This is a genomic window from Streptomyces tremellae, assembly GCF_039540215.1.
Classification (GTDB): Bacteria; Actinomycetota; Actinomycetes; order Streptomycetales; family Streptomycetaceae; genus Streptomyces; species Streptomyces tremellae.
In genome coordinates this window covers 1-11,491 of record NZ_BAABEP010000104.1, presented here as the reverse complement: position 1 = coordinate 11,491, position 11,491 = coordinate 1, and the positions used below count along the sequence as shown (strand labels likewise).

The window sequence follows — 11,491 nt, the reverse complement described above, 5'->3', positions numbered from 1 at the left end:
CCGGGCCCGGAGGCCAGCAGCCCCGTTGCGGGACCGCGAAAAAGATAACGGGGACTGTGGGCACGCGCGTGTGCCGGCCCCCGCGACCGCCGCCCGGAGTGGGGCTCACAGGACGGCAAGTCGGCAACGCGGGGGAGCGGAGCCGTATCCGCCCAGGGCCGCAGGTCCGCGAGGGCACAGACGCCCCGACGGCACCGGACGCTCGCTTGCCCAGGCCGGCCCACCCCGCCCCGGTGTGTGGGCGCCACCGCACCCGGTGGCGCCCACACACCGGGGAAGCAGCCCACCCCAGAGCGACGCCCGACACCAGCCCCCCCCGCACGTGAGGCGGGCGCCCGCCTCACGCACCTGCTGTCGGCGACCCCGCTCTCGAACTGGTACGAACAACGGCCACACCTCAGCCACACAGGCCAGGACGGCACGGTCACCTGACGCATTCACCTGACCGGGCGGCACAAAACAAGCACACGCGCCATGCACGAACACGCATCCCGCCGCTCGTGCCGTGCGGGGCACCGCAACGGTGTGCCCCGCACGGCTGACCCGAAGCACCTGACACCCTCCGGCGCATGTGCTCCACCAGACCTGACGACTCTGCCGGGGACTCCGCCGAGCCCGACGCCGACGCGGTCCGCCGCGCCCTGTGGAAAGTGCGTTCGCAGGAGGTCGCAACGATCGAGTGCCCGACCTGCGGCGCAGCCCGGCGAGATCCCTGCCGCACGTTGTGGGACCGCCCCACGACCGCCCTGCACCGCGGCCGCACCCTGCGCTACCTGAAGATCCGCTTCGCCCTGGACCTAGCCGAACCCCACCTCCGGCCCGCCCACCGCAGACCCGCACCGGAACTTCCCGGCCCGGGTCTGCGGGCCACACGCCCTCCCCACGCACAGCCGTGGCGGCTACCGCTGCACGAACTGGCCGACCTGATCAACCTGAGCTTCCTCGACCTGGCGAAGGTCGTGACCGCGCACGCACAAGGACTGCAGCGCACCGGCCTCGACGAGCTGCTCTTCGGCCCCGACCGCATCCACCAGAGCATCGACGCCCTGACCTACGCACGCCACGACCGGCTGCTCCACCACGAGACGCGCATCCTGTCAGGCTGCCTTGACCAGGAGGCCCGCCGTCTCGCCGAGCAGGAAAAGGCAGTGCGCGACCGGCTGCTCGAAGTAAAGCGCCACCTCAAGGAACAACGCATCAGCGAGCTCACCGCGGCCGGGATTCTCCCGTTCCCCCCGGCCACCAACGACTCCCGGCGCCTTGCACGCTCCTGGCTGGGCCGCTACCTCGCCGACGAGAAAGAACACCTCGTGCGATCCCTGGCAGCCGCCGCGGGAGTGGCCCCCTCGGCAAGCGTTCACATCCGCTGCATCCGGGAGAAGATCACACGCTGCATCGACAACGGATGGCTCGCCGCCCCCCTCACCGACACCGTCCAGCAGACCCTCGACCTCGACGCCCCCGCCTTCGAACGACGTGTCATCGCCGACGCCACCCGCCACGCCGACCGCGACGACACCCTGTGCCACCCACTGGTGCTCAACCGATGGCGGGACCAGCTCAACACGTCACTCACCCGCATCGCCCCGACCGTCGAGAACCCCCACACCCGGTACCTGAAGCCCCTCACCCTGAACGGCCCCACACCAAGCTCCGCACGGCGCGAGCAACTCCACCGCCGACGCCGGCTGTTCGCCGCCCTGCTACAGCGCCGCGACGAAAGCCTCCGCCTGATCACCACGCTCAACGACGGCATGTCCATCGCCGAACGCCGCGACCCCAGCCACGCACTGATGAAGAAGATCGGCGACCAGACCTACGACGAACTGGTGCGCCGCCACCCCGAGCTCTACCGGCACATCCGCGCATGCCTGGCCCGGTACGAAACACGCTACGGACGCCTGCAGATCCCCGAACCCCGCGCACAACTGCGCACCCAGATCTTCGACGAACTCGACCAGATCGCCCTCCGCCGACCGGCCGGCCCACCCGCACGTCGATAACGGCCCCCTCCAGCCCGCACACCACCCCACCCCACCCCGGGCCACGCCAGCCGCCCCGGCACAGACACGCCCCCGAAGCACAGAAGACCCGCCCCGCCAAAGGCGGGCAACACCATGCCCCGCCCACCTCCACCACGCGCCCCACCACCAGCTCGGGGCGGGCGGATTCTACAGCCGCTGCCGGTGGCCGCACCGGGTGTTCTGCCACCCCGGTTCCGGTTGCGCCGGCGCGTGCGGGCAGGTTCGAGGCGAGGGCACAGAGTGGGGTGATGGACGTTGTACGGGACGGAGGCCCCGGGGGTCTCCCGCTGTGCCTGTGGGGAAAGTTCAGTGCCGCGATGGGGCTGGCGTATCCGTTGTTGTTCCATTCACTCGACGCGGCGGCAGTGGCGGGCCAGCTGTGGGACCGGTTCCTTTCGCCGGCGCAGCGGGAGGTCGTCATGCGAGGGCTGGGACTGGGGGAGAGGGCTGCCAGGGCGGTGGTGATGCTCGCCGCCGGGCTGCACGATCTTGGTAAGGCCGGTCCTTTCCAGACCTGTGAGCCCCGTGCGTGGGCACTGGTCGACGAGGCCTTCCGGCGCGACGCAGGTCCGTGGCGGACGATGCGTCATGAACGGGCGTCGATGCACGTGGGCCTGCAGGTGCTCGAGGAGTTCGGCTACCTGCTCGAAGGCAACGACAGCCCGGCCGTACGCATCGCGCAGGTACTCGGCGGCCATCACGGTCTGTTCCTGCAACTCGACATCCGAGGGGCCGCGGCCGCCGCCCGCGTGGCGCACGACCTGGGAGGACCGCTGTGGCAGGAGACCCGCCGCAGGTACGCCTGGCAGGTACGCCGCCTGACGGGCGCCGTGCAGATCCCCGAACAGGTATCGGTGGAGGCCGCGGTCGTGATGACAGGGATCGTGCAGCTCGCCGACCGCCTGGTGAGCCAGCCGCACGTGTGGATGCCGCAGGCTCAGTCCCCAGGCAGCGGCGCTCTGGACCACTGGATGTCCCTGCACGCCCCCGCCCCCGAGGCGCCCGAGGGCTGGGCGGCACACGTGGTCACCCAGGCCGGCCTGGAGAGCGTGCAACTGCCCGAGAAACCCTTCACCCACGTCCACACCGCGGTGCGTGAGCCCTCCGTGCTGCAAGCATCGGTCATCGAGCGGCTCCCGGAACTGGTGCGCCGCGAAGGAGGGGGCATTCTCTTCGTCGCCGACAGCACCGGAACGGGCAAGACCGCAGCGGCATGGCACGCCAGCGACCTGTTCAACCGCCACACAGGCACCCGCGGGTGCACGCTGCTGCAGCCGACCACAGCCATCGCCGATGCCGCCTACGAAGGGATGATCAGAACAGTCACAGCCCACCAGCCCGCCCGGGCACCGGTGACACTGGTGCACAGCCACGCCTGGCTCCACGCCGCCTACCTGGACGCGCGACTGGCCCGCGCCGACCGCCAGTCGACGGTGGACGAACACTACGAGGAACCCGACACCCCCGACACCGCGGCGCAGCCACCCCAGCAAGGACGCCCCGAGCGGAAGGTGACGGTGCCCGAGACATTCCTCGGCGGATTCGACCGTGCCCTGCTCGCCCCGTTCGCCGTAGCCACACTCGACCAAGCCCTGATGGCCATGCTCCACACCCGGCACTCCGCCCTGCGGACGCTGGCCCTGTCGGGCCGCACCGTCATCATCGACGAGGCACACGCCTACAGCCCCTACACCCGCACACTGCTGTGCCGCCTGGTGCACTGGCTGGCCGCCGTGGGCAGCTCGGTCATCGTGCTCTCAGCAACCCTGCGCAGCACGGACGCCCGCCGCATCGGCCACGCCTACCTCACCGGCGCCGGACACCCCGCCACCGAGGCCGCCGCGGTCGACTGGACCGTTCCCTACCCCGGCTGGCTGTTCGTCCCCGCCCGCAACCCGAAACCGGCACGGATGACCAGGCCCGAACACGAGCGGCACACCCTCGCCACCCGGCGCACGGTCCACCTCAGCCCCCTGCCCGTCCCCAGCACCTCCGACCAGGACACCGACCAGACTGACCGCCTCGACGTGGTGACCCGCCTCCTGCAGCCCATGGCGCAGCACGGAGGATGCGCAGCGGTCAGCGAACCCACCGTGGAAGACGCCCAAGCCACCTACCAGCACCTGAAACAGACACTGCCCTGGAACGACCCACGCAGCGAACTGGTCCTGCTCCACGCACGGTTCCCCGGCCACCAACGCGAGGCCCTCGTACGCCGCCTGCGGACCGTACTGGGACCCACCGGCCCACGCCCTGAACGGCTGCTCGTCGTCACCACCAGCATGCTGGACATGAGCCTCGACCTCGACCTGGACCTCATGATCACCCACCTCGCGGAACTGGAGGTCCTGCTGCAGCGCCTAGGACGCCTCTGGCGCTTCGAGGAGAGATGGAGGAAAGCCGGCCTCCGCCTTCGGCCCGCCTGGGCGCGCCACCCCCTCATGCACGTACTCATCCCCCAGCACGAGGACCAGGTGGCCATCCCCGAACACTGGGGCAGAGCCGACCAGGAGTACCACCTGCACGCCACCGCCCACCTCCTCGAAACCCTCCCCACCACCCCAGCCCACCACCCGGCAGAGCACCCCCCGACGGACCGGCAGACCGTCACAATCACGCTTCCCGACCACATCCCCGGCCTCCTGGAGCGCGTACACCACAGCCCCGGCCACACCACACCCACCCCCGCGCCCGCACACACCGCCCACGAACAGCACATGGCCGCACTGGCCCGCACCCACCTCATCCCGGCACCCTCACGAACCGGATCCCTCGCCGACCTCACCCGCCGCACGCTGCACGCCGGCCAGGCCCCCACCCGTGAAACGGTCTCACCCGCCCGCCTTCTGCCCTGCTACCGCCAGACATCCGGCCACCTCACCCTCGACCCGGCCGGACGAATCCCCCTGCCCGACAACAACCCCCTGCACCCGCCGCAGGTCCGCTCCGTGCTGGAACGCACGCTGCCCGCCCCCCAGGAATGGGTTCGCCACGGCCCGCGGCCCACCGTGCCATCCAGCTGGCACACCCACCCCCTCCTCGCCGACCTTGTCCTGCTCGCAGCCGACCCGCACGACAAGACGCCGGTGCCGTTCGGCCCCTACCAGCTGCGCCTGGACGAAGAACTGGGACTCGTCCAAACCCGCTCCTGACCACGACCTTGCCCACACACGTGCGTCCCCCTCCGTGGGAAAGCACCACGCCCACGAGTCCCACGCTGAAGCCACCGGCAAGGTGGTGCACGAAAGGAAGGATGCCGAACGCCGCACCGCCAGGGCGCTGAGCTGGGCCCGCCAGGAACGAGGGCGCCCTGCCCCGGCCCGCCGGAGGGCGGAGGACCGGATCACTGGCTACCGTGCGGTCTCGACGGCCGCCTCATCGACCCACCGGGCCAGGATGCTGAACGCGGCGAGCTGCTCGAGTGCCTGATTCTCGTCCAGCTCGTGGTCAAGTTCATGGGCGATGGGGTTGCGTATCGCCGAGTAGACGCCGCGGGCAAAACTCCCCGCACCGTCGTGACGGCTCCTGAAGGTGTCGCTGCCGTCGCCGGTGTCCAAGCGCAGCCGCGGATGCCCGGCAACCGGCGGCTTGGCCGAAAAGGCATCTGCCAGAAGCTTCGGAGCAATAGTCAAGACTTGTGGATCGGCAGTTGCTCAGCTTCGAGTTGATCGGAGCCAGGTGAGTCCTCCGACCGCCGAGAGCTCGTCGTTGAGAGGCTCGGCGGCGGCCGACGAGGTCATGAGCAGGAGTACCGACACGTCGGGGTGCTCGTCGTCGTAGAGATCGTCTTCCCCGTTGTCTCCGGGAATGGCGTTTGGCTGGACCTGGAGGCGGGTCGTGTCGGCGAGGGTGGCCAGGAAGTAGACGCCGAGGTAGTCGCTCTCGCGTTCGGTGAAGGTCACGTCGAGTCGGTCGGCGAGCAGGCCGGTCAACTCCTTGGCCGTGTAGGAGTTCGTGCCGTAGGTGTCGGAGACGGTCATCTGGGCATTCTCCTCAGGCCGCGGGGCTCTCGGTGCGTTCGACCAGCAGGCCGTTCTCGAACCTGGCCCCGGCCCGGACGAGTGGGACCAGGTGTGCTCCGGTGATCGCCCGCCAGCGGGCCTGGGCGGATTCGACGAGCTTGAACACCATGGCCAGGGCCGCGGCCGGGCTGCCGGCGCCTCGGGTGACCTTGGTCCGGAGCTTGACGGTGGAGAAGGCCGACTCGCTGGGGTTCGTGGTCCGCAGGTGGACCCAGTGTTCGGCCGGGAAGTCGTAGAACGCGAGCAGCTCGTCCCGGTCGTCGGTGATCTTCGCGACGGCCTTGGGCCACTTCGTGCCGTAAGTGCGGGAGAACACCTCGATCGCCTTCTCGGCGTGGGTCCTGTCCTCTGCGTTGTAGATCTCCTGCATTGTCTTCGTCGCGCCCGGCTGTGCGGACTTCGGAAAACAGTTCGTCACATTACGGGCTTTGTGGACCCAGCAGCGCTGGTGCCGAGCAGTCGGGAACACCTCGATCAGGGCTTTCCACAGGCCCATCGCACCGTCGCCGATGACGAGCTTGGGGTCGCGCATGCCACGGCGGCGGCAGTCGCGCAGCAGGTCGCCCCACGACTCGGTGGACTCCCGCAGTCCCTCGGCCAGCGCGATCAGCTCCTTGATGCCGTCCAGGCGCACGCCGAGGAGGACCAGCACGCACGAGTGCGCCTGGCCGAGCCGCACCTTGGGGTGGACCCCGTCGGCCCATACGTAGACGAAGTCACGGTCGGACAGGTCCCGGTCCTGGAAGGCGGCGTGGTCGTCGCTCCACTGCTTCGTCAGCCGGGTCACCGTCGCGGCCGACAGTCCGGCCGTGCCGCCGAGGAACTGCTCCAGCGCGGGTACGAAGTCTCCGGACGACAGTCCGTGCAGGTAGAGCAGCCGCAGCACAAGGAACGCCTGAAGCTTGCGGACAGCCCACTCGCGGTTCATCCGGGTCATCGCTCAATGATCCACGCGTCAACGGCTGACGGATGACGATTCCGCACACCCGGAACAGGCTCAGGGCCGACACAGAAGCGGGTAGCAAAGTTCCCGCCCGACAGTCCCGCCCGATTGCCCGTGACGCACGTAAGACCGCTCAAGGCCATGGCCAGTCGACCCCCGGGCACCTTCACCGCCAAGCACGCCCTGCGCCAAGGGCGCGCGGCGCGCGGACATGCGCCCCTGCTGAACGGCCGTGCACAACGTAGGGCCCAAGCCAGCACATTCGCCGAGCTTCGACGGTATCTCCCCCGAACGGGCCTGGCGCTCTCGTTCGAGCGCGCTCGCACGCGCAGGCTTTTCCGGGAAGGCAGCCACCGGCCCGGAACTGCCCCGAGACCCACAGCAGCGCCGACCAGTCTCACCGGCACCTGGTCCGCGCAGCCTTCCGCAAGACCCACCGGACGCGAAAGGACCGATGACTCCCTCGTTCCACCTCACCACCCAGCCCTGCATACCCGTGCGCACCGGCGACGAGGCAGGCAGCCGTCTGCTGAGCCTGCGGCAGGTCTTCGTCGAGGCCCACCACATCCTCGACCTGGCGCTGCCGATGCCGCCGGCGCAATCCGGGCTCCTGCGACTGTTCACCGCGCTCACGGCCCGCCTCACCGGCCTGGACGACCCTGGTCTCTCCCGCAGCGCCTGGACACGCCGCCGCCGCGAACTGCTGAACACCGGCACCGGGTTCGATCCCGAGAAGGCCGACGCCTACTTCGACGCCCACGTCTTCGACCTCTTCGACGCCCAGCGGCCCTTCCTCCAGGACCCCCGGCTGCGCACGCAGTGCGTGAAGCGCGCAGGAGTCAACGCCCTGGCCTGGGACCGGCCCGCGGGCCACAACCTCGTGTGGCGCAGCGGCGGCCACAGCGACCTCACACCGTATCCACTGCCCGCCCACGAGGCGTTCTGGCACCTGGTCATCCACCACTACTACGGGGCCAGCGGACGCTGCAGCACCCGCACCGTCCCCGGCTCGACCCTGCCCAAGGCCCCCGGCCTCACCGCCGGACCGCTGCGCTCCACGCTCTCCTTCCACCCCCAGGGCGCCACCCTCTTCGAGACGCTGCTGCTCCACCTCACCCCCTGCCCCGACGACCCCGACGACGAGGACGCCGGGACACCCGCAGCCGACGCCTGCCCCTGGGAGGAGGACCTGCCCGACCCGCTGGCCCCGCTGCCCCCGGCGACCTGGCCCGGACGGCTGCTGACCGGACGCTCCCGCCACGCCCTGCTGCTGATCCCCGACGCCGACGGCAGCCACGTCACCGACGCCTACCTCACCTGGGCCCACGCCCACCCACGCCAGCCGGCCGTCGACCCCCACCACATCATCGACACCCAGCCCGGCAAGGACGCAGCCCACCGCAGCCGCCCGCGCCACGCCGAATCCGCCCGCGCGCTCTGGCGCGACCTGGACGCCCTCCTGCTGGCCGGGGACGAACACTCCGCAAGCCGGCGACCCGCCGTCTTCAACACCCTCAACGACCTGCCCCCCGACCTCCAGGCCCGCCTGACCGTGCGCGTCTGCGGCTTCGACCAGGACCCCAAGGTCAACAACCACCTCTGGTACACCGCGCTGACCCCGCCGGTATGGAACTGGGCCCAGGAAGCCGACCCGCAGGCGGCCTCCCGCATCGCCGCTGCCCGCATCGCCGCCGAAAACTACGCCGGCCTGCTGGCCAAGCACACCAAGCTCGCCTGGCACAACACCCTCAACCCCCACCGCACCGCCAAGGGCCGGGACTGCCGATGGGCCCGCCTCGCACTGGCCGCCTACTGGCCTGCCGCCGAGACGACCTTCTGGAACCTGGTGCACACCGAAGCCGACGACGCCAGCATCCGCCCCGCATTCGCCACCACCGCCGCCACCGCTCTGCGCACCGCCACCCGCAACGACCTCCTGCGCCACGCCCACGCCGGCCCCGCCGTCGCCCGGGCCCTGCGCGCCCTGCACGCCGCCGCCACCGACCGCCGCACGACAGGAGAGCGCCGTGCACGTTGACGACTACCGCGCCCACTGCGACACCTTCACCCAGACGATCCGCGACCTGTGCCACACGCCCGCCACCCGCGTGGTCCTCGAACGGGGCCGGGGACGCCCCGTCGAGGACTGCGACCAGCGCGCCCACCGTGCCCTCGCCCCTCTGACCCGAGGCTACGGAGCACGTCGCGCCCACTGGACCGTGGCCGGCCTCATCGCCCTGGAACGCCCCGCCCGCCACCCCCTGGACCTGGCCGCCGTGCACGACAGCCGCACCGAACTTCGCTGGTACCAGCGCCCCAACCTCGGCACCTGCCTCGCCCAGGCCGCCGCCACGACCCGCGACGACACCAGCGCCGAGCGACGGCTGCGCGTCCTCACCCGCCTCAGCACCGACCTCCTGCACCGAAGGCTCCCCGGACTCACCCGGCAACTCCTTGGCCAGGGCCAGGCACCGGACTTCGCCGTCCTGCTGTCCGACCTCGCCGCCTGGGACGAGCACCGCCGCACCATCGCCACCCGCTGGCTCGACAGCTTCCACCTCGCCCCCCGCGGCCACGACCCCGCACCACCCCCTGCCGGCCCCACCCCCTGAGCCAGCCCGCCGAGCACCCCAGCCCGCCTGTCACCCTCCGCATACAGGGAAGGACCCTGCCGCATGGCCGCCCGCTACCTCGACCTCCACGTCCTCCAGGACATCCCGCCCTCCTGCCTGAACCGCGGGGAGGAGGGCGAACCCAAGAGCTTCATCTACGGCAACGTCCAGCGCCCCATGGTGTCCTCCCAGAGCCTGCGCCGGGCCCAGCGCACCGACCTCGAAGACCTCCTCGACGAACCCGCCACCCGCACCCGCATGCTCCCCCCGCGCGTCGCCGCCGCCCTGCGCAAGCGCGGCTGGCCCACCGAACTTGCCACCTACGCCGCCGCCCAGATTCCCCGCAGCGCCACCACGAAGGGCATGCCGGCCAACGCCGCACGCGACGGACGCACCGACGCCATGATCTACGCCCCCGCGGCCACGCTCATCGACGACTTCGCCGACCTGTGCGAGCACCACCGCCCCGCCCTGGAGAAAGCCCACGACACCCTCGCGGCGAAGGAGGCAGCCCCCGCCAAGAAGACGACCACCGCCAAGAAGACGACCGCCGCGAAGAACAGCAAAGCCGAAGCCCCGCCCACCGTCCTGCCTCCCGCCGCCGTCATCGACCTGCTCACCGCCCGCACCGCCACCATCAACCTCTTCGGCCGCTTCCTCGCCGGCCTGCCCGAGGCCCACGTCTCCGGCGCTGTGCAGACCGCACCCGCATGGACCACCCACCAAGGCGACCTCCAGCCCGACTACTTCACCGCTGTCGACGACTGGGCCGAACCCGGCGACGCCTCCGCCGGCCACCTCGACACCGCCTACCTCACCGCCGGCGTCTTCTACCGCTACACCAGCATCAACATCACCGAACTCCTCCACAACACCGGAGGCGACGCCGACCAGACCCGCACCCTGCTCGCCCTGTTCACCGAAGTCGTACTGACCTCCCTGCCCCAGGCCAAGAAGAACTCCACCGCACCCTTCACCCTCCCCGACACCGTCCACTACGCCGTACGCGACCGCCGACCCGTCTCCCTGGCACCCGCCTTCCACCATCCGGTCAAAGCCGACCGCTCCGGCGGACACCTCAGCCCCAGCCGCACCGCCCTGAGCACCTACGCCGGCACCCTGAACCGCCTGCTGGGCACTGGCCTCCTCCTCGCCTCCGGCTACACCACGACCACCGACACCGACCTCGACCACCTCGGCACCCGCCACCCCAGCTTCGAGACCCTCATCACCGCCGCCGTCCAGGCCACCGAACAGATGCCCCCCGCATGACTGACCCCGCCTCCCGCACCGGGTTCATCATGCGACTGGCAGGCCCCTTCCAGTCCTGGGGCGGCCGCGCCACCTTCACCGACCGCACCACCCGCCCCCACCCCAGCCGCTCCGCCCTCATCGGCCTGTTCGCCGCCGCCGCAGGCCGCCCCCACGAGACAGCCCTCGACCCCTTCACCACCCCACCGCTGACCGGCCTCAGCTACCACCAACTGCGCTTCACCATCCGTGTGGACAACCCCGGCTGCTACTACACCGACTTCCACACCACCGGAGCAGCCCGGCCCCGCCCCCAGCAGCTGCGCACCGCAGCCGGCGAGCACCGCAGCGAAGGCAGAAGCACCCACGTCAGCCGCCGCACCTACCTCACCGACGCCGCCTTCACCGTCGCCGTCACCGGCCCCCCACCCCTGATCACCCACCTCACCCACACCCTCGAACACCCCCACTGGGCCCCCTACCTCGGCCGCCGCAACTGCGTCCCCGACGAACCGCTCCTGCTGACCGGCCCCCTCACCAACCCTGAACACCACCTCCTGCACCACGCCCCCCTCACCTGGCCCCAGCCCCCACCCCCCGGCACCGCCACCCTCCCCGTCATCTTCTGGTGGGACACCC

General features: G+C 70.8%; 8 protein-coding genes and 1 pseudogene. 6 read left to right on the top strand and 3 right to left on the bottom strand.

From position 1 onward, the window contains the following. Positions 1-569: 569 nt before the first annotated feature. Both ABEA77_RS32755 and cas3 read left to right on the top strand, forming a co-directional pair. Positions 570-2,003 (top strand): hypothetical protein, encoded by a 1,434-nt coding sequence (locus tag ABEA77_RS32755; RefSeq protein WP_345655643.1) that lies wholly within the window; start codon positions 570-572, stop codon positions 2,001-2,003. Between the two features lie 269 nt (positions 2,004-2,272). After that, complete coding sequence (gene cas3 / locus ABEA77_RS32750; protein WP_345655641.1) at positions 2,273-5,176, top strand: CRISPR-associated helicase Cas3'; 2,904 nt, start codon at positions 2,273-2,275, stop codon at positions 5,174-5,176. A 198-nt stretch (positions 5,177-5,374) separates the two neighbouring features. On the opposite strand, the gene ABEA77_RS32745 is transcribed toward cas3, so the two are convergent. From ABEA77_RS32745 to ABEA77_RS32735, 3 genes and pseudogenes are all read right to left on the bottom strand, one after another. After that, positions 5,375-5,656 carry a TIGR02391 family protein gene (locus ABEA77_RS32745; protein ID WP_345655639.1) on the bottom strand — a complete coding sequence of 94 codons (282 nt, stop codon included), beginning with the start codon at positions 5,654-5,656 and terminating at the stop codon, positions 5,375-5,377. A 21-nt stretch (positions 5,657-5,677) separates the two neighbouring features. After that, positions 5,678-6,004, bottom strand: a complete 327-nt coding sequence (locus ABEA77_RS32740; RefSeq protein WP_345655637.1) for a hypothetical protein — start codon at positions 6,002-6,004, stop codon at positions 5,678-5,680. 34 nt (positions 6,005-6,038) lie between these two features. After that, positions 6,039-6,962: pseudogene (locus ABEA77_RS32735) on the bottom strand (IS256 family transposase); the annotation flags it as partial. Between the two features lie 481 nt (positions 6,963-7,443). On the opposite strand from ABEA77_RS32735, the gene casA reads away from it, so the two are divergent. The 4 genes from casA to cas5e all read left to right on the top strand — a co-directional run. Beyond that, positions 7,444-9,027 (top strand): type I-E CRISPR-associated protein Cse1/CasA, encoded by a 1,584-nt coding sequence (gene casA / locus ABEA77_RS32730; protein ID WP_345655635.1) that lies wholly within the window; start codon positions 7,444-7,446, stop codon positions 9,025-9,027. After that, a complete protein-coding gene (gene casB / locus ABEA77_RS32725) occupies positions 9,017-9,601 on the top strand; it encodes a type I-E CRISPR-associated protein Cse2/CasB (RefSeq protein WP_345655633.1) in 585 nt (194 codons plus the stop codon). Before casA ends, casB begins: the two co-directional genes overlap by 11 nt. A 63-nt stretch (positions 9,602-9,664) precedes the next feature. Beyond that, the gene (gene cas7e / locus ABEA77_RS32720) at positions 9,665-10,873 is read left to right on the top strand and encodes a type I-E CRISPR-associated protein Cas7/Cse4/CasC (protein ID WP_345655631.1); all 1,209 of its coding nucleotides are present in this window, start codon (positions 9,665-9,667) and stop codon (positions 10,871-10,873) included. Further along, the coding region (gene cas5e / locus ABEA77_RS32715; protein ID WP_345655630.1) for a type I-E CRISPR-associated protein Cas5/CasD at positions 10,870-11,491 on the top strand (622 nt) is incomplete at its 3' end. The genes cas7e and cas5e, both read left to right, overlap by 4 nt.

Coding starts and splice junctions, on each gene's coding strand:
- ABEA77_RS32755 (WP_345655643.1), top strand. CDS start 570: ATGTGCTCCACCAGACCTGACGACTCTGCCGGGGACTCCGCCGAGCCC.
- cas3 (WP_345655641.1), top strand. CDS start 2,273: ATGGACGTTGTACGGGACGGAGGCCCCGGGGGTCTCCCGCTGTGCCTG.
- casA (WP_345655635.1), top strand. CDS start 7,444: ATGACTCCCTCGTTCCACCTCACCACCCAGCCCTGCATACCCGTGCGC.
- cas7e (WP_345655631.1), top strand. CDS start 9,665: ATGGCCGCCCGCTACCTCGACCTCCACGTCCTCCAGGACATCCCGCCC.
- ABEA77_RS32740 (WP_345655637.1), bottom strand. CDS start 6,004: ATGACCGTCTCCGACACCTACGGCACGAACTCCTACACGGCCAAGGAG.